Origin of the sequence: Ruminococcus sp. AM31-15AC, from assembly GCF_003462045.1 — a bacterium.
GTDB lineage: Bacteria > Bacillota > Clostridia > Oscillospirales > Ruminococcaceae > Hominimerdicola > Hominimerdicola aceti.
The window spans coordinates 15,647-35,103 of the sequence record NZ_QTYG01000005.1 but is presented as its reverse complement, the minus strand read 5'-3'; the positions used below and the strand labels follow the sequence as shown (position 1 = coordinate 35,103).

Below are 19,457 nucleotides of genomic sequence, written 5' to 3'. Positions count from 1 at the left end.
AATCCCCTTATACGAAATAAAATAAAGCAAACCTTCTTGAATCGTGTTGGAATTTGTATCTTTTGCACAGAATAATGTATTCCTTTTGGAAATGTCCTGTGCTATGATATAGATGTCAACAAAACAGGGACCCGAACGAAAATAGGTTCCGATTCAAGGAGGTTTTTCTTATGTTAAAAAACAGCACACAACCCGCCGGCGGCGGAAACGTCATGTATCCCGGGAAAGTTCCGGGGAAAGTCAAGTATACATTTGCATTTGGTGCATTGGGCAAGGATATGATCTATGGCATGATCGCAACGTTCTCCATGATCTATTTTACCGACATCATTAAGGTCGCACCGGCATTTATCGGCATCATGTTCTTTTCCGCAAAAATCTGGGACGCCTTCAACGACCTGTTTATGGGAATGCTGGTGGACAACACCAGAAGCCGTTTCGGAAAGTTTATCCCGTGGCTGACGGTCGGAACACTGATCAACGCATTTGTTTTTATCATTTTGTTCACCGACTTCCATCTGAGCGGCATCGGACTTTGCGTATTTGCTGCCGTTGCCTATGTCCTCTGGGGCATGACCTATACTATTATGGATATTCCATATTGGTCTATCGTTCCGAATCTGACTTCAGACCCTCACGAGAGAGAAAAGGTTTCTGTACTGCCCCGTATTTTTGCCAGCATCGGTCAGTCCCTGATTATCGCCGGATTTGGCGTACAGATCATCAAGGGACTGGGAGGCGGTTATACAGGATATCATCGTTTTGCATTGATCATTGCCGCAACCTTTATCTTTACCATTGCAGTTACCGTCATCAATCTGCCGAAAAAGCAGGTGGGCAAAAAGGCAGAAAAGGTTTCTTTCAAGGACATCTTCTCCATCATCAAGAGAAATGACCAGCTTCGCTGGGCAGTGGCTCTGATCCTCCTGTACAACGTGGGAATCCAGCTCATTATGGGTGTTGCAACTTATTATTTTGCTTATGTCTGCAACAACAGCAGCATGCTCTCTGCATTTATGATCAGTGCCTCCATCGCAGAAGTGGTTGGTCTGATTATTTTCCCGAAAGTCACCAAGATGCTCTCCAGAAAGAAAGCATTCCTGATGGCATGTATTCTTCCGGCAATCGGGCTGCTGATCCTGCTGCTCACCGGTATTTTTGCACCGCAGAACATTGTGCTCACTGTCATTGCAGGCGTGATCGTCAAGACTGGTACTGGTCTGGAACTGGGCTGTGCGACAGTCTTTCTGGCAGACGTGGTGGACTACGGCGAATATAGCTGGGCATAAGGAATGAGGGTGTCGTATTCTCCCTCCAGACACTGATCGTGAAGCTGACCGCTGCATTTACTTCTCTGTCCATTGGCTTTGCACTGGACCTGACTGGATATGTACCGAATCAGATCCAGTCCCTCGCAACTCAGAACTCCATTCGTGTGCTGATGTGTGTAATTCCGGCTGTGGGAATGCTGCTGGCATATGTGGTATACCGCAGGAAGTATAAGCTGAACGATGCGTATATGAAAAAGGTGGTTTCCGCCATTTCTAGTCCCAAGACTGAATTGACATCCGAAAAGACGACAGAGGAGGAATCATGACCATGAAACTGAAACAATTTCAGGCAGACCTGACCGCAGGAAAATATGATGAAAAGCTTTGCAAACTCTACGGCAGCTCCGATGCCGTACTTGCTGCACAGCGAGCACGCTATTTGCAGGCGGCAGAGAACTTTTCTTGCCTGTATCCGGAGTGGGAGGAGATCGCCGTATTTTCTGCACCCGGCAGAACCGAGATCGGCGGAAACCATACCGATCACCAGCATGGCTGTGTTTTGGCTGCCTCTGTTGATCTGGACGTCATTGCCATTGTGGCATTTCACGACGAGCATGTGATTCGGCTGCAATCTGCCGGGTATCCGCAGGATTATGTGGATTTGTGTGACCTCACGGTACATCCGGAGGAAAAGGGAAAGTCCGCTGCACTGATTCGCGGTGTGGTTTCCAGATTTCAGGAAATGGGCGTTGCTGTAGGCGGCTTTGATGCTTACACCACTTCCAATGTCCTGAGTGGCAGCGGGCTCTCATCTTCGGCTGCCTTTGAGGTACTCATCGGCACTATCATCGACCAGCACTATCATGCAGGTGCTGCCGGAGCAGTAGAGATTGCCAAAATCGGACAGTATGCGGAAAATCGGTACTTCGGAAAAAAGAGCGGGCTGATGGATCAGATGGTAAGCTCTGTAGGTGGATTTGTGTTCATTGATTTTGAGGACACGGACAACCCGAAAATCGAAAAGCTGTCCTGTCAGTTTGAAGATGCCGGCTATATGCTTTGTATCACAGATACCAAGGGCAGCCATGCAGATTTAACAGATGATTACGTTTCTATTCCGGCGGAGATGAATCTGGTGGCTGCACAATTCGGAAAAAATCATCTGCGGGAAGTGGACGAGAAATCATTCCTGCAGGCACTTCCGAAATTGCGAACTGCTTGTTCCGACCGTGCTATTTTGCGTGCTGCCCATTTCTACGGGGATAACCGGCGTGCAGCCGAGGAGGCAAAGGCACTGTCCAGCAATGATTTTCCACGGTTTCTGAAACTGGTGAAAGAATCCGGAGATTCCTCTGCGAAATGGCTCCAGAATCTCTACTCTTGCAGTAAACCGGCAGAGCAGGGTATTACGCTGGGGCTCTGGGCGAGCAAGCAGATTCTCGGAGATGCGGGCGTTTCCAGAGTGCACGGCGGAGGATTTGCCGGGACTATTCAGGCATTTGTGCCGGTACATATGGCGAAAGATTACTGCAAAAAAATGGATCAATTGTTTGGGGCGGGCAGCTGCCAGATCCTCCAGATCCGGAACATTGGCGGCATGCAGTTTGCCTGAGGATTTGTTGAGAAATGGGGGTGTGTATCGCATGAAACAAGTACAGATTTCAGAATTTGAACCAACTTCCAGTGGGCAGATGGCACATTTCTACCGCATTGAGAATGCCTCCGGTGCAAGTGTGACACTTTGTGATTATGGTGCGTCGATTGTTTCTCTGCTGGTGCCGGATCGGCAGAAGCTGCTGCGGGACGTGGTGCTGGGTTATGCCCATGTGAAAGGCTATGAAACCGGCGGAGAATATTTTGGCGAAACTGTTGGAAGGTGCTGCAACCGTATCTGTCACGGACGGTTCGTCCTGAATGGTCAGGAGATACAGCTGAATTGCAACGATGGAAAACACCATTTGCACGGCGGTTACCGCAGCTTAAGCCGGCGTATCTGGCAGGCAGAATGCGGCGGGAACAGCGTTGCTTTCACCACAGAGAGTCCGGACGGTGAGGAACATTATCCAGGAAATTTGCAGGTGACTGTTACCTATACCTTTGACAATACCAATACTCTGACCATTGCTTATGAGGCAGTTTGTGATAAAGATACGATCTGCAACCTGACCAACCACAGCTATTTCAATTTGGACGGACACCAAAGTGGAACACTGGCGCATCATATGCTGAAACTTTTTGCGGATTCCTACATTCCAATTGACCAGACTTCTATTCCGTCAGGAGAAATCGCACCGGTTGCAGGAACGCCATTTGACTTTCGCGCATACAAGCCGATTCCGGCAGCATTTCAGGAGGATTGCGTGCAGATTCAGAACGCAGCCGGATTAGATCATAGTTTTGCCGTTCCTTCCGATTCACCGATTCAGGCGGAGGCATACAGCACAGAGAGCGGAATCCGGCTTACCTGCAAAACAACGCAGCCCGCCATTCATGTGTATACTGCCAATTTCGTAGAAACTCCGGCGGATTTGGGAAAAGACGGTTGTGCTTACGGAAAACGAGGTGCCTTTTGCCTGGAAACGCAGAATTTTCCGGACGCCATCAATCATCCTAATTTTCCCTCGCCAATTTTGCGTGCAAATACCCCGTACCGGCAGGAAACACAGTTCCATTTTTCACTGAAAGGAGAAGCATAATATGCGTATTTTAGTCTGGAGGAGATCATTGCCAGTGCGTGGAATTGGCATACGCACCACCCAAATGGATACGAGGAGTGAGACAGATGATTTGCGATGAAATTCAAAAGCTGATTGATTACGGATTACAAAACGATTTGATCCAACCGGAAGATCGTTATGTGGTACAGAATCAGTACATGGAGATTTTTCAGCTGAACGATTGGCAGACCAGCGGAGATGCATCTTCGAAAACAGAGATTGATGAGATTTTGCAGCCACTGATCGACTATGCCTGTGCACAGCATCTCATTCCGGATACCAGTGCCTCACGGGATTTGTTCGATACCAGGCTTATGGGCGTGTTGACACCTATGCCCAGAGAGGTGATGGCATCTTTTCGGAAGCACTACGCTGTATCGCCGGAAGCAGCAACGAGCTGGTACTATGCGTTTAGCCAGAACCTGAATTATGTGCGTCGGGGCAGAATTGCAAAGGATTTGAAGTGGACATATGCTTCCGAATACGGCACGCTGGACATTACGATCAACCGTTCCAAGCCGGAGAAAGATCCCAGGGACATTGCCGCAGCAAAATCTGCCAAGCATCTGCATATCCCAAGTGCCAGCTGTGTCCGGAAAATGCAGGGTTTGCCGGCAACTTGAAACAACCGGCAAGGCAGAATCTGCGTCCGGTTTCGCTGCAAATTCAGGGAGAACCGTGGCAACTGCAATACTCACCCTATGGGTATTACCACGAACACTGCATTGTGTTCAACGAAAAACATACAGCAATGAAGATCGATGCGGCAGTGTTTGAGAAACTGTTTGATGTGCTGGATATTTTGCCCCACTATTTCATTGGCTCGAATGCAGATCTGCCCATTGTGGGCGGTTCGATTCTCAGTCATGAGCATTTTCAGGGCGGCAACTATTCCTTTGCCATGGCAAAAGCACCGATTGAAAAATACTATGTGCTTCCTCAGTTTCCGAATGTGCAGGTGGGCATTGTAAAATGGCCCATGTCTGTGATACGGCTGCAGTCATCAAACCGGAGCATGCTCGCTGCGGCTTGCAGTAAGATTCTGGAAAAGTGGCGTACCTACAGCGATGCAAGTGTGCAGATATTGGCATCCACTGATGGTGTGCCGCACAATACCATTACACCGATTGCCAGAATGCATGGCAGTACCTATGAGTGTGATCTGGTTCTGCGAAACAATCGCACTACGGAAGAACGTCCGCTGGGACTATTTCACCCCAATCCGTCATTGTACCACATCAAAAAGGAAAACATCGGCCTGATCGAGGTCATGGGGCTTGCAGTGCTGCCATCACGTCTTGCAGTGGAACTGGATGCTGTGAGAACGGCAATGCTTTCTGGTGCAGATTTGACGGCGAATCCGCTGACCGCATCACATGCTGACTGGGCTGTTTCCATTTTGAAACAGCATCCGGAATTTTCAGTGGAAAATGCATGGTATATCTTACACGCAGAAGTGGGGAAGGTGTTCGAGCAGGTTTTGTTAGATGCTGGTGTATTCCGTAGAAATGAGACAGGCAAAGCAGCCTTCGTGCGATTTATGGAATCGTTGTTGGAAGAATAATCGAAAACGTATCAAAATGGAAGATGGTTGTGAAAACTACATTACTTTCCTCACCACCCCACCAAGTGAAAAAGTGATACCCTTCTTCAAAACCTCTATAAAATCTTCTTCCATTTCCGAAAAAAATACCTGGAATCCCGTTGTTGGAATTCCAGGTATTTTTCTTATGCCGGGTTCTGATCAAACAGAGCAGCATCCAGTTTGTCGGCGACTTCCTGTTCGACTTTTTTCAGCACATTCTTTCATCAAGTTCCTGTGTTTCTGTGAAAAATGGGATGTAGATATCCTCGCTGTATCCGTCCGAAGATGCCCAGATAGTGTGGATCCAGTCAGCATGGGAAAAGGATTTATATAAATTTATCTTATTATCCAAAATTATGATAATAAAAACAGGTAGATAACTCAATTGAGGTATCTACCTGTCCTGTTCATAGTTCACTATATAGGTCATTCATATTAGTTCTTTGAAAATGTCTATATGAGTATCTATCAAATTGATGTGAGTCGTTTTTTAGCTTAATTATGTTGCCATACGCAACATATTTTTATAGCCTATGTACCCAATCAATAGCCGCTTCTGCCCAATGAGCTGCCACCGGCTGATAGTGACCTTCCCATGTGGCAGTGGTTTCGTCGCACAATGCAAGTCCATGTCCACCGTATTCATAAATGTGGCTCTCGAATGGAATGTGATACTTTGAAAGACTGCACATATACCAAAGTGTGTTCTCAACCCTTACACAGCCATCATCAGCACAGTGCCAGATGAATGTAGGAGGAGTGTTCTCCGATACTCTCTTCTCCATTGAAACAAGTTCTCTGAGCTCCGATGATTTTTCCTCGCCAATAATATTGAGTATTGAGCCTTCATGAGTGTATTCAGGGTCGGATGTGATAACAGGATAACCCAAGATAGAGCCGTTTACCTTGATGTCCTCAGGATTGCAGCCAAGAGGCTTTGTGAGCAGCTCGCTGTTCCAGAAGTTTGCCATTGTTGCCGCAAGGTGTCCGCCTGCTGAAAAACCGCATACTATTATCTTGTCAGGGTCAATGTCAAATTTCTCCGCATTATCTCTAACATACTTGACAGCCGCCGCACATTCCAAAGCGTCAGTAGGAAATTTTTTCTTGACGCATGAGTATCTCAGCACAAATGCACATATGCCTGCACCCAAAAATCTGAATGCAACAGGTTCAGCTTCACGCTCAGAACACCAATCATATCCTCCGCCCGGGCAGATTATAATTGCCTTGTGTTTCTTTCTGCCTATTTCCTCAGTGAGTGTGTTGTAATAGCAATCAAGCACAGGTGCGCAGCCCTCGCTTGAAACGCCAGCCTTTTCATAATCCACTTTTATTTCTACTGTTTCTTTAAGCATTTTATTTCCTCCGAAAAAATTTATTCTGTAGCCGCCTGCTGGTCTGTCTGAGAGGACGAGTCAGCAGGTGCTGCATTTTCTGTCATATTAACGCAGACGATATAGCCGTCAACGTTGTTGCCTGAGATAGTGTTAGGACGCTCATTGTTGCTGTCGTCAAGGGGAACAGGCACGTTTGTGGTGCTGCCCTTGTCTGCGGCAACGTAGTAAACTGAATACTCAGTGTCATCAAAAGCCGTGAATGTGAGCGGTTTTTCAAATGTATAGTCCTTGACAAAATCTATGTATTCTTCAAGGCAAAGCTTGTTTGCTGTCATTATCTCAGCGTGTGGTATACCTACATATCTGAAATGATAAGCCATAGGGCTTACACCTGTGATGTCAGCTTTGTCCTCTGGGTATCTGAGGATAAGTCCGTATTTCCAGCAGTTTTCAGATATCCAACTATAATCTCCCTCGCCTGTGAACTCAGGATATGCGCCTGTGCTTGCGTCATAAAGATGCAGGTCAAAGGCAAGTCCAGTGTCATGCTCGTAGCAGGCAGAGCTGCTGTCTTCATCATCTTCCGCAGGCATAGCTGTGTTTATCATAAGTGTTGATATCTTCTTGTCAGCATAAAAATCATTGCCCATTTTGCTAAAGGCTTCAAAGGTCTCTTTTTTAGCCGTCAGTTGAGTGCTGCTGGTGGACATTATTTGACTTCCGTTCTTGTCAAACAAATAGGAATAAACTGTGTCTGTGTTATTCACTGTACCGGTGAAGGAGTGGTCGCCATTAACGAGAATAAGATTTCCATTTACCATATCAGTTTTGTTTTTTGCGGTAACATACATATAATTGCCCGTAAGCTTTTTTACAGCTTTTTTACTGCTGCTGTCAGCCTTGACCGCAGAGGAGTTTGACGAGCTGTCGGAAATTTTCTTCGGGCTGTCAGCCTTTGAATCGCACGATGTAGATATTCCCAGAATGATCAAAAGCAGTATGGCAAGAGCCGCTGCAATATTCTTGTATTTATAACGTTTTACTTTTGGCACTTAACATCACCTTCCTGTATAACATACACCTAAATTATAACACATTTTTCGTAATAAGTGAACCATATGCCGCTGTAGTGTCGGCACTTTTGTTATATCAGACAAATGTTTTGCGGACGTTTTATGCAACAAGCACAAACAAAATAAGGGCTGTACCGCAAAACAGTATAGCCCTTAGCAATAAATATTCTGTTAGTTTCTTACATAGTCAACAACAGACTTTATGAACGCACGTCCCTCAGGTGACTTGGAAAGCTTATCAAAATCGCATGAGCAAACTACCACCTTGCCGCCGTCCTTTTCATACTCGTAGAGGAGTGAAAGATCGTGGTTGCGGTCAAAGTTGTCGATAGTTCTCACGATAACATTTTTCTCGCCCTTAAAGTCGTCAAGAATAACCGAGCGTGAGTTCTGAACTATCTCCCACCACTGAGGCGTTGAGTATTTTTCCCCTGCAAAGCCTGCAAGAGCAGGGTGTTCGGTGTCGATAAGAAGTCCCATTGTGCCAACAGGGTCGGGCTTCTTCATCATCTGTGAGATGATACAGAACATATGATAGCACCAGAAGTCCTGACAGTAGAAGCCCTCGATAGAGTTTTCAAGCTTTGAGAGGTCAGGGACGATAAGCACTGTCTTGCCCTGTTTCAGCAGACTTTCAGCTTCGTCACTTACTTCGTTGAAAATGTATGCGCCGCTTATATCTGTCTTTTCAACTGTCGGTATCACCCAAATGTCATAGTGATTGTGTATGTCAGTACCCTCTATTTCAAGTGAAAGCACAGCCTTTGTGTTCTTTGTGACCTGTGGGAGAGTAAACTCTACATCGCAAATGTCAGTGTAGTTGCCTTCTGATACAAAATCTTTTTCCACCTTGCCAATGACATCACCGTTTTCAAGAGTGAGAGTGCAAATAAGCTTGCCGTCTTTAAGGTCAGGTCTGTAATTGCAAAGCTCTGTGTGCGCCTTGAAACTGCTGCCAGCTTCAAGAACATAGCTGTCAAAACGCGCCATTACAACAGCATCATTGCAGAATTCTCTCCACTCGCTGTCTGTGATAAGTCCCTTGCTGTCCATGAATGCGTCAAGTACACCCACAAGGGCAGTACCCTGACCGCTGAAATCCTGAATATCAAGTATCTGGAAACCACCAAGAAGTCTTGAGCGGAAAACAGCCTCCATTTCTTCCTTATAGCACTGCACAGCAAGCTTGCCTGAGCATTTGAAATAATCCTCAGCCAGCGGAAGCAGACCCTTTTCTTCAAGTCTTTCTCTGAATACCTCAAAGTTTCTGGCTTTAAGCGAACCAGTGTATTTTTCTATCTCCTTGAAGTTCGGATAAGTTTCATACTGACCTATTTCGTGAGTAACGATAGGCACTTCGGGGATAAAATCTGCGTCAGCTTCGCTTGCCTTGACAGTTTTCATAGTCGTGCCGTACTGTATCTGAACAGTGCCGTCCTCTGAAATTTCCGTGGAGCTAGCCTGCTTCTTAGGTCTTATAATGCTGTCATAATCGTGATTTGCCGCAGGCTTGTCAGTCTGAATATGACCAAGTGGAGCGTCACACATAGCGTATGAGCCTCTTATAAGCCTGTCGTTTGCAAGTCTTACGCCAACAAAGAAATCGTCGTTCTCAATAACGTTAGGAAACCACTGGAAATTGTTTGAACCTTGTGTGTAAAGGTGTCTGTTGTCAAATTTCTTATAGCCGCCTATGATATCGTTGAGTATCTTCTTTGAGCCCCAAAGCTCGTTGCCCATTGACATCATGCAGTAGGAAGGGTGATTGCCGAAGAATTTCAGCATATTGAAGCCCTCTTCAACGAGGAAATCCTGCTCCTCCTGATTGTGGTTTTCCTCGCCCTCTTCTGTGATAGTTCCCCAGAAAGGAAGCTGTGGCTCCATATAAATTCCAAGCATATCCGCAGCGATAAACGCAGCCTCAGGCGGACAGCAGGTGTGATAACGATAGTGGTTCATGCCGTAAGACTTTGATATCTTCATTACCCTCAGCCATTCTTCAAGGTCGGTAGGTGCAAAAGCGGTCTTAGGGAATATCATGCCGTCATGTTTTCCTCTGAGAAAGGTTTTTTCTCCGTTTATGGTGAACTTTCCACCCTCAGTCCTGAACTCACGCATACCGATGATATGCTCGCTCATGTCGCCGTCGATATCTATTCTCAGCTTGTAGAGATTAGGCTCATGTTCGCTCCAAAGCAGGCAATCGTCGCCCATTTTGTATACAGCGTCAAGCTTGCCGTCTGTGTATTCAAAGCTCTGTACAGCAGGTGTATGGTTCTTTTCGCTATTGAAGCTCTCAGCGCTTATGACAGCTTTTCCGCTTTTTCCGCCTGTTATTTCAGCAGTTACCTTTACTGTCTTGCTGTGGATATCGCACCAAAGCATAACATTTTCAGCGTGGGCGTTTTTGTAGCCTATAAGCTCGATGCGTCCTGTGATTCCGTTCCAGTTGGTTTGAGTGTCAGGTGAAGTCAGGTGTCCGCCCTTGGTCTTGTAGCCAACATTTGAAACGCAGATAGTCATTTCATGTATGCCAGTGCCGATATACTCGTTCAGGTCATAGATGTGCGGAGTGCAAAGGCTCTCCTGCCTGCCTATTTTTTTGCCGTCTATATAAAGTTCAGTTATTCTTGTTCTTTCAAGATAAAGTTTAAGATTTTCACATTGCAGAGCAGAGAAGTCAACGTTTTTTCTGAACCATGCAAAGCCCTCAAATTCATATGTGTCTGTAAGAAAGCCTGTTTCTCTCTTAGTATTGTATTCGCCTTTTTTAGCGTTGGAAGTAGTGTTCGGAAGGTTTATTGTATCATCAAAAACAAGGTCAGTACCCTTACATTCCTTGTCAAGGCACAGCAGCCACTCGCCGCTGAGGTCAAGCTTGTTTATCATTAAGCAACGATCCTTTCAAGTTCAAATTTTCAATATTATCATTATAGCATATGCCCTTACCCTTTTCAACCGTAATCCTTTGATTTAACCAAAATGCTATAAAATTTTGTTGTTTTTAACAATAAAATATGATACAATAAGATTAAAAGAAATCTGCCAACTGGAGGTGCAGGAAAAATGCTTGAAAATACAGACAGAAAGCTGTTGTGGCTGTGGCTCGATGTTGCGTTCGGACCTGCGGACAAGCGTTTGTGGGACGTTATGTCATATTATGACAGTGTTGAAGAAATGTGCGATGATCTATTGTCACTGCGCTGTGGATATGTTACTCAGCAGGAGGCTGAAAAGATAGCCTGCTGTACGTTCTTTCAGGCGAAACAGGTGGCTGAATACTGCGAGAAAAAGGGTATATATATCCTCACCCCTGACGATCCTCTTTATCCTGAACGGTTTAAACAGATAGAATGTCCGCCTGCTGTGCTTTTCTGCCGTGGCGATGTAAGCTGTCTGTCTATTGAAAAGAGCGTTGCCATTATCGGCACTAGAGAACCAAGCGATTATTCTGTAGCCGTGGCGGAGGAGTTTTCGAGTTTTCTTGCAGAGCGAGGAATAAATATCATAAGCGGATTTGCCATGGGTATAGACACTGCCGCACACCGCAGTGCGATGCGTGCAGGGGGAAGCACTGTAGCTGTTATGGGCTGTGGGCTAGAATATGATTATCCTCGTGGCAGGACGGGCTTTAAGCGTGAGATAGCAACACATGGGGTAGCTATATCAGAATTTTTTCCGCAGGCAAGACCTGTTCCTGAGAATTTTCGTATAAGAAACCGCATAGTTTCGGCACTTTCACATTGCGTTCTTGTGGTTGAAGCAGGAATACGCAGCGGCACCCTGAATACTGTAAATCATGCTTTATCCCAGAATAAAGACGTTTTTGTTATACCGCCTCATGACATTTTCAGCGAGAAATACGCAGGACAGTGTGCGCTTCTCCGTGACGGAGCGGTAGAAGTTTATTCTCCAAAAGATATCCTCTATTTTCTCAATAAAGCAAAAATATAAAAATACTACGATTAGGTAGTAGATACACCCTTGTGCAAAAACGGCATATCTGTGTTAGTTGTAGGGGACGGCGCCCTCGACGTCCCGTTTGTTTGGGCTTTTATAGCACTCTAAATATAGAAAAAAGGCTGCGACTTTTTGCCGCAGCCTTTTGTGATATCTGAAATTACTTTGAAAGTGGGCTTTCCCTGTAGATGATGTCCTCTCTCTTTGGTCCGTTTGAAACCATTGTGATAGGGAAGCCGATATGCTTTTCAACGAAGTCGATATACTTCTTGCAGTTTTCAGGAAGATCTTCATACTTCTTGATGCCCCTGATGTCTGACTTCCAGCCGTCGAGAACTTCGATAACAGGCTTTGCCTTTTCAAGCTTTCTTGTTGTAGGGAAGTCTGTTGTAACCTCGCCGTCTATCTCATAGCCTACGCATACAGGTATCTTGTCAAGATAGCCAAGAACGTCAACTACTGTGAAAGCAACGTCTGTTGTGCCCTGAATACGGCAGCCATACTTAGTTGCAACGCAGTCGAACCAACCCATTCTTCTAGGTCTGCCTGTTGTTGCACCGAACTCTCCGCCGTCGCCGCCTCTCCTTCTCAGCTCGTCAGCCTCGTCGCCGAATATCTCAGAAACGAATGCGCCTGCGCCTACTGCGGAAGAATAAGCCTTAACAACAGTTACGATAGTCTTTATCTCATAAGGAGGTATACCTGCACCGATAGCACCGTATGCTGCCAGTGTAGATGAAGATGTTACCATTGGGTAGATACCGTGGTCAGGATCCTTCAGTGAGCCAAGCTGACCCTCAAGAAGAACGTTCTTGCCCTCTTTGATAGCGTTCCAAAGGAATGCAGATACGTCGCAAACGTATGGAGCGACCATTTCCTTGTACTCCATAAGAGTATTGAAAAGCTCATCAGCGTCGATAGGAGGCTTATGATAAAGGTGTTCAAGAAGAATGTTCTTCGTTTCAAGAACTCTCTTGATCTTTGTCTTGAGAGCTTCCTCATCAAACAGCTCCTGTACCTGGAAACCTATCTTTGCATATTTATCAGAATAGAAAGGTGCGATACCCGATTTTGTTGAGCCGAAGCTTGCCTTTCCGAGTCTTTCTTCTTCGTACTGATCGAACAAAACGTGATATGGCATTACCATCTGCGCTCTGTCGGAAATAAGTATCTTAGGCATTGGAACGCCTCGGAAGTTACCTTTTTAAGCTCGTTGAAAAATACAGGGATATTAAGTGCAACACCGTTGCCGATAATATTTGTTGTGTGATCATAGAATACGCCGGAAGGCAAAGTGTGCAAAGCGAACTTTCCGTAGTGATTTACAATAGTATGTCCTGCGTTAGCACCGCCCTGAAATCTTACTACTATATCAGATTTTTCAGCAAGCATATCGGTAAGCTTGCCCTTACCCTCGTCGCCCCAGTTTGCGCCGACAATCGCTCTAACCATTTAATTTTATCCTCCTTGCCATAAAACAGCAAAATTAGCAGCAGATATTTATCAAAATCAACACTGCCACCAGAATATTATAGCACAAAACATTCTATATGTAAAGACACTTTTAAACATTTAACACTTTTATAACATTTAGCGTGCTACCATACTGCTGTGATAAAGAATAAAAAGTTTTAATATATCTTGCAAAAATCAGATTTGTGTATTATAATATAGTATAACGGCTCGTGCTGTGAGATAACAAAATAAAATACGAGGGGATAACGATGACAAAAAGAAAACAATGTGCGGCTCTTGCGCTTGCATTGACGCTGACAATTTCTATGTTCGGCTGTGAAAAAGACAAAGAAACAACACAGTCGTCTGCGGTGTCGCAGATAAAGACAAGCGACTCAGCTCAACCAAGCAATGTGAAGGTCAAGGAATACAAATTTCCGGAATTTCTGAATAAAATAAAAAGCCTTGACGAGCTTTCACGAAAGCTTTATACAAGCTTTGACAGCACTCAGTATGTTGCCGAGGTTGAGGAGCAGCCTTTTGAGAAATATAAATGTGAAAAGCTTCTTGCGGATCTTTTCTTCACTTATCGTGACGGCAGAGCAGTGGGACTTCTTGACAAGTCCGGAAACGTTGTGCTTGAAGCTGATGAGTACACTGAAATAACTGTGGTTAGCAATGGTATTCTACAGCTTTCCTATGATAAAGAGCGCAACGCTCCTATGCAGTATATGAAATATGACAGCGACGGAAATTTAAGTGACTATAAGCATAAGAAATTCTCCGCTGACAGCCTTTATACATATGAGTCGCAGGCTGATGACAGCGGCACGGACGCTGTTTATTCACTTATGATTCCTGACGGTAAAAATGTTGTGTCATCAGACGGCTCGGATAAGTGGGATTCTGTTGAGGAGATATCAGCCGACAGCATAGATACAAATAAGGCGTACAAAGGCTTTTACAAGCTCACAAAGAATGGCGGCATATACTATGCTTGCTTTGATGATTTTTATAATTATGATATCTACGAGGGCGCATATGCAAAGGTTTGTGTGAAAGTAGGCGGAGAATACGGAGAATGCTATCTTGCCGATCATGATGATTACAACGAGCTTGTGAAAATGATAGACAGCTTCGGCAACGCTTCATACAGGACGGCTCCGTCTAAAGATCCGGGACTTGATTTTATACAGATAACTCTGGGACTTAAAGAGAACACCAAAACAGAGATAACTATTTCATCTGACGGCTATTGCCTGACGGACACCATAGAAGCTGCTGAGGGTGAGGCTGTGAACAAGTATTTCTCCTATCTTGACAAGGAAGATTTCGCAGATCTTATACTTTGGTGTGATCAGGTGCTTGCGGAGGAGTATCAAAAATAGATTTAAACTTTTTATAAATAATTTGCAGGATAGCGTAAAATTCCTGCAAAATTGTTTTTTTTAGCCCTTGCAAGTTGTTGACATTAGGTATAACTTGTGCTATTATATTAAAGGTGTGGCGGTTTTCCTGCATATTTTCAATGAACACTGCAAATACTTCTCTTGTGACGAAAGTTACTAATGAAGAACGGGAGGTATCTGAGTGTCTGAACAAGAAGAAAATGTAGAGAGCGAAAAGCTTGCTGAGGATATAAGGCAGATAAAGGAAATGGGTTCTGTCACATTGCCGGATGCAAAGCACGTTATACACTGCCTGAACATTATCGGTCAGGTGGAGGGGCATTATATTTTGCCTGCACAAAACAAGACCACCAAGTATGAGCATATCATACCTGCCCTTGTTGCTATCGAACAGGATAGGAGCATTGAGGGGCTTGTGATAATCCTCAACACTGTGGGCGGAGATGTGGAAGCAGGACTTGCCATTGCAGAGCTTATTGCCAGTATGAAAACGCCTACTGTGTCAATGGTTGTGGGCGGAGGTCACTCCATAGGCGTGCCGCTGGCGGTGTGTGCCAAAAAGTCATTTATAGTGCCAAGCGCCACAATGACCATACACCCTGTTAGAATGAATGGGCTTGTGCTGGGAGTACCCCAGACGCTTTCCTACTTTGACAAAATGCAGGAAAGGATAGTTCGCTTTGTGTGCGATAATTCAGCCATAAAGCCTGAGCGTTTCCGTGAGCTTATGATGTCAACGGGCGAGCTTGTAATGGACGTTGGTTCTGTTATCGACGGGGAGCAGGCTGTAAAAGAGGGGCTTATCGACAGGCTCGGAGGGCTTTCCGAGGCGATAGACTGCCTTTATGATATGATAGAAAACAGTTCTGAAAAGGAGAAAGCTGAAAATGTTTCAGACAATAATCGACCTTTATGACGTGTTCAGGACTGACGTAGATATCGGAGAAGAGTTTGAGGGTGATGATACTGCTGTGGACACAGACCCGGCACATTATCTCAGCCGTGACGGCTTTTATCTCTGACAAATAACAAAATTTCGGAGGACAGCAATGGGTATCATCAATGCGATTTTTCAGGCTATAATTCAGGGCTTGACGGAGTTTCTTCCAGTTTCAAGTTCAGGACATCTTTCACTGTATCAGCATTTTACAGGAAACAGCGGAGAGGGAGCTTTGTTTTTCTCGGCGATACTTCACCTTGGCACACTGGTAGCGGTATTTGTGGCTTTCAGGAAGACAATATGGGATATGATAAAAGAGCTTGGCGTTATGATAAAGGATATTTTTACAGGCAAGTTCACTCTTAAAAATATGAATCCTCCAAGGCGTATGATAGTTATGATAATAGTTTCCTGCTTCTGCCTTGTACCGTTCCTGCCATTTAAGGGCTGGTTTGAGGGCATTGCAGAGGATTCAAGCATTTTCGCAGAGGGTCTATGTTTCCTTTATACATCGGCAATACTTTTTATGTCAGACCGCTGTGTAAAGGGTAAAAAGACTCAGGGCGATATAGCTTATAAGGACGCAATAACGGTCGGACTTTTTCAGGGAGTTGCACTGCTGCCCGGCGTTTCAAGATCAGGATCGACTATCTCAGCAGGACTTTTCTCAGGCATGAACAGAGAAACATCGGTAAAGTATTCTTTCATTCTGGGCATACCTGTTATACTTATGAGCTGTCTGCTTGAAGTCAAGGACGCAGTTTCAACACATACTGATATAGATTGGGTTAGCTGTGCAGTTGGATTTGTAGTTGCCGCATTTGTGGGACTTTGTGCTATCAAGCTTGTAAACTGGCTCGTTAAAACGGATAAATTCAAGGTGTTTGCTTATTATACCCTTGTGCTTGGCGTCATAGTCCTTGTTATCTCATTTATCGAGATGTGCATGGGTCACCCTATATCCTTTGCAAAGTAATGACATAAGATAATACAGTTTCTGTGAAAAAGCTTGAAATTCTGTTTTCAGGCTTTTTTGTGGGTTATAAAGGCAAATAACATTTTGCCTTTATTTGCTTAAATAAGACAAATACCGAAAGGAATGGTAAAATAAATGGCAGCTCAAAAGAAAGGCTCAAAGCCTGCGCCAAAGCAGACAGCGGCAAAGAAAAAGCCCGCACAAAAGCCTGCGCAAGCTGCAAAAAAGAATACAAAACAGCAAAAGCCTCAGAGCAAGCCGCCCCAGTCAAATTCCATGACGGCGGTGAGGGAAAGAGAGAACAGACGCTTCTGGTCTTACATACTTTTCTTTTTCGGCATACTTGAACTGCTTATTACGTTCGTGGAGGGAGACGGCTTGTGGAAATGGCTCCATGAGCTGAACCGAGGACTTTTCGGCGTGACAGTATTTCTGTTTGCACCTATGATCATCTATGTTGCCCTTATGATAGCTTCAGATGTGACACACAACAAGGTCATAGCGAAGGTGGTGGAGGGAAGCGTTCTTATGCTTCTTATAAGCGGCATGGCTCAGATAATCCAAGTGGGCTCTGTGGACGGAAGTTCGTTCTGGCTCAAACTTGTGGGGCTTTTCAATGATGGAAAACAGCTCCGTGGCGGCGGACTTGCAAGCGCATTGCTTGGCTGGCCTTTGCTTTCGCTTTTCAAAAGAGTTGGCGCAGGTATCGTTATCGTGCTTGTGGCGTTCACTTTTATAATGCTGCTTACAAATGTTACGCTTCCACAGCTTCTCAAAGCGATTTCAAAGCCTTTTGTAAAGAGCTATGAAGCGGTGAACGAGGAGCGTATCGAGCGTGCGGCTCAGCCTCCGAAGCCTCCAAGAGAGAAAAAAGAGCCAAGGCGTAACGGCAGAGTAGATATTGCAAAGTTCTATCCTGACGATGGCCCTGACACTGCGGCGGAAGCCTTTGTGCCTGTTGCAGAGGAAGAAGCTGCCGACAAGGTGGACGCCTCAAAGATAGATATGCCGGTCCACCCTGTGAAAGCTCCTGTGATAACACATGAAAAGCTTGAAGAAACGGCTAAGACTACCGATAATGAGGAGCTTAAAAAGATAATAGAAAACGCTATAGGCGACAGCAGAGAAGAAAAGAAGTCCAAGGACGAGCCTGTTAAGCCACCAGTAGTGAATGTTGATAAGAACGGTCAGACAACGTTCTTTGAGAAAGATAATAAAATATCTGCTTACGTTTATCCGCCTGTGGATATACTCAAATATGCTAAAAATCCTGTTGCTTCCGAGATAGTCCAGCAGGAGATACAAGAGAAATCTGCTAAGCTTGTGGAAACGCTTGAAACATATGGCGCTAAAACAAGGATCGTGGGCATACACAGAGGTCCGTCCGTTACAAGATATGAGCTTCAGCCTGCAGCAGGCGTAAGAGTGTCGAAGATAACGGGTCTTGCAGACGATATCGCACTTAACCTCGCGGCAATGAGCGTTCGTATCGAAGCTCCTGTGCCGGGCAAGGCGTGCATAGGCATAGAAGTGCCGAACGATCATAGAGATACGGTTTCTCTCCGTGAGCTTATCGACAGCGAGGAATACAGAAAGGCAAAGGGCAAGCTTACCTTTGCAGTGGGCAAGGATATCGAGGGTAATATCATTATCGGCGATATCGCCAAAATGCCGCATATGCTCGTTGCAGGTACAACAGGTTCAGGTAAATCTGTTTTTACAAACTCTATCATACTTTCTATACTTTACCATGCGTCCCCTGACGAAGTAAAGCTTATTCTTATCGACCCTAAGAAAGTCGAGTTTCCTATTTATAATAAGATACCTCATTTGCTTATCCCTGTTGTTACCGAGCCTTTAAAGGCGGCTGGTGCGCTTGGCTGGGCGGTAAATGAAATGAACAAGCGTTATCTTATGTTCGAGGCGAACAATGTAAAGAACTTGCAGGAGTTTAACGACATGGTTCTTGAAGAACGCAATAAGCCTGCCGAGGAGCAGGACGAAGTCCGTGCGAAGATCGACCTGCTGCCGCAGATAGTTATTGTGGTCGACGAGTTCGCCGATCTTATGATGGCTGCGAGAAGCGAGGTAGAGGACTCAGTTTTAAGACTTGCACAGCTCGCTCGTGCGGCAGGAATACACATGATAATCGCAACACAGTCCCCTAGGGCGGACGTGTTGACAGGACTTATCAAGTCAAATATCCCATCGAGAGTTTCTCTCAGTGTATCCAGCAACGTTGACTCACGAGTTATACTTGATGAAAGCGGTGCAGAGAAGCTTCTTGGAAACGGTGACCTGCTTTATAAGCCTGTTGGCGTTAAAAAGCCTATAAGAATGCAGAGCGGCTATGCAGCGACTTCTGAGATAAGAGAGGTTGTAAACTTCCTCAAGAACGAGCATACCGCAGAATACAGCGACGAAGTTATCGCAGAGGTGGAGGAGAATACTCCACAGCCAAAGGACAGCGGTTCGGCAGGCAGCGATAATGTTTCCGTAAATCCTGATGATGACCTTGTAAATCAGGCAATATCCATAATCGTGCAGACAAACAACGCTTCCACTGCGTTCTTGCAAAGAAAGCTAAAGCTCGGTTTCCCTAGAGCCGCCCGTATCATGGACGAGATAGAGGAAATGGGCATAATAGGACCACAGGAAGGCTCTAAGGCACGAAAGATAAACATAACAAAAGAAGAATGGGCTGAAATGCAGGCAAGAAGATAGCTCAGGC

General features: G+C 45.2%; 14 protein-coding genes and 2 pseudogenes. 12 read left to right on the top strand and 4 right to left on the bottom strand.

Features of this window, described 5'->3' with window-relative positions:
• The first annotated feature begins 170 nt into the window (after positions 1–170).
• The 6 genes and pseudogenes from DW793_RS02465 to DW793_RS15805 all read left to right on the top strand — a co-directional run bounded on the left by DW793_RS02465 (position 171) and on the right by DW793_RS15805 (position 5,552).
• Entirely contained in the window at positions 171–1,289 is a 1,119-nt protein-coding gene (locus tag DW793_RS02465; RefSeq protein ID WP_252969625.1) for a glycoside-pentoside-hexuronide (GPH):cation symporter, read from the top strand.
• 38 nt (positions 1,290–1,327) lie between these two features.
• Positions 1,328–1,597, top strand: coding sequence for an MFS transporter (locus DW793_RS15045; RefSeq protein WP_252969624.1), 270 nt, complete (start codon positions 1,328–1,330; stop codon positions 1,595–1,597).
• Positions 1,598–1,599: 2 nt separating this feature from the next.
• On the top strand, positions 1,600–2,883 hold the full coding sequence (locus DW793_RS02460) for a galactokinase (RefSeq protein ID WP_117897491.1): 1,284 nt from the start codon (positions 1,600–1,602) through the stop codon (positions 2,881–2,883).
• A gap of 31 nt (positions 2,884–2,914) precedes the next feature.
• Positions 2,915–3,967: an aldose epimerase family protein gene (locus tag DW793_RS02455; protein ID WP_118159903.1), complete on the top strand. Its 1,053-nt coding sequence runs from the start codon at positions 2,915–2,917 to the stop codon at positions 3,965–3,967.
• Positions 3,968–4,053: 86 nt separating this feature from the next.
• Positions 4,054–4,601: pseudogene (locus tag DW793_RS15810) on the top strand (galactose-1-phosphate uridylyltransferase); the annotation flags it as partial.
• A 6-nt stretch (positions 4,602–4,607) separates the two neighbouring features.
• On the top strand, positions 4,608–5,552 hold the full coding sequence (locus DW793_RS15805; RefSeq protein ID WP_390624609.1) for a hypothetical protein: 945 nt from the start codon (positions 4,608–4,610) through the stop codon (positions 5,550–5,552).
• A 545-nt stretch (positions 5,553–6,097) separates the two neighbouring features.
• On the opposite strand, the gene DW793_RS02445 is transcribed toward DW793_RS15805, so the two are convergent.
• The 3 genes from DW793_RS02445 to DW793_RS02435 all read right to left on the bottom strand — a co-directional run bounded on the left by DW793_RS02445 (position 6,098) and on the right by DW793_RS02435 (position 10,875).
• The gene (locus DW793_RS02445; protein WP_022287317.1) at positions 6,098–6,931 is read right to left on the bottom strand and encodes an alpha/beta hydrolase; all 834 of its coding nucleotides are present in this window, start codon (positions 6,929–6,931) and stop codon (positions 6,098–6,100) included.
• A 20-nt stretch (positions 6,932–6,951) separates the two neighbouring features.
• A complete protein-coding gene (locus DW793_RS02440; protein WP_118156966.1) occupies positions 6,952–7,965 on the bottom strand; it encodes a M15 family metallopeptidase in 1,014 nt (337 codons plus the stop codon).
• Positions 7,966–8,157: 192 nt separating this feature from the next.
• Positions 8,158–10,875 (bottom strand): beta-glucuronidase, encoded by a 2,718-nt coding sequence (locus DW793_RS02435; RefSeq protein ID WP_118156965.1) that lies wholly within the window; start codon positions 10,873–10,875, stop codon positions 8,158–8,160.
• A gap of 177 nt (positions 10,876–11,052) precedes the next feature.
• On the opposite strand from DW793_RS02435, the gene dprA reads away from it, so the two are divergent.
• Positions 11,053–11,940, top strand: a complete 888-nt coding sequence (gene dprA, locus DW793_RS02430; RefSeq protein WP_118156964.1) for a DNA-processing protein DprA — start codon at positions 11,053–11,055, stop codon at positions 11,938–11,940.
• A gap of 166 nt (positions 11,941–12,106) precedes the next feature.
• Here the strand turns inward: dprA and DW793_RS02425 are convergent.
• Positions 12,107–13,398 (bottom strand): annotated as a pseudogene (locus tag DW793_RS02425) (adenylosuccinate synthase).
• A 272-nt stretch (positions 13,399–13,670) separates the two neighbouring features.
• Between DW793_RS02425 and DW793_RS02420 the strand changes: the two are divergent.
• From DW793_RS02420 to DW793_RS02405, 5 genes are all read left to right on the top strand, one after another.
• Positions 13,671–14,789, top strand: coding sequence for a hypothetical protein (locus DW793_RS02420; protein ID WP_118156963.1), 1,119 nt, complete (start codon positions 13,671–13,673; stop codon positions 14,787–14,789).
• Positions 14,790–15,057: 268 nt separating this feature from the next.
• On the top strand, positions 15,058–15,726 hold the full coding sequence (locus DW793_RS02415) for a ClpP family protease (RefSeq protein WP_081856029.1): 669 nt from the start codon (positions 15,058–15,060) through the stop codon (positions 15,724–15,726).
• Entirely contained in the window at positions 15,698–15,832 is a 135-nt protein-coding gene (locus DW793_RS15610) for a hypothetical protein (protein ID WP_256321493.1), read from the top strand. Before DW793_RS02415 ends, DW793_RS15610 begins: the two co-directional genes overlap by 29 nt.
• 27 nt (positions 15,833–15,859) lie before the next feature.
• On the top strand, positions 15,860–16,726 hold the full coding sequence (locus tag DW793_RS02410) for an undecaprenyl-diphosphate phosphatase (protein WP_118124013.1): 867 nt from the start codon (positions 15,860–15,862) through the stop codon (positions 16,724–16,726).
• A 135-nt stretch (positions 16,727–16,861) separates the two neighbouring features.
• Complete coding sequence (locus DW793_RS02405; RefSeq protein ID WP_118156962.1) at positions 16,862–19,450, top strand: FtsK/SpoIIIE family DNA translocase; 2,589 nt, start codon at positions 16,862–16,864, stop codon at positions 19,448–19,450.
• The last annotated feature ends 7 nt before the right edge of the window (positions 19,451–19,457 follow it).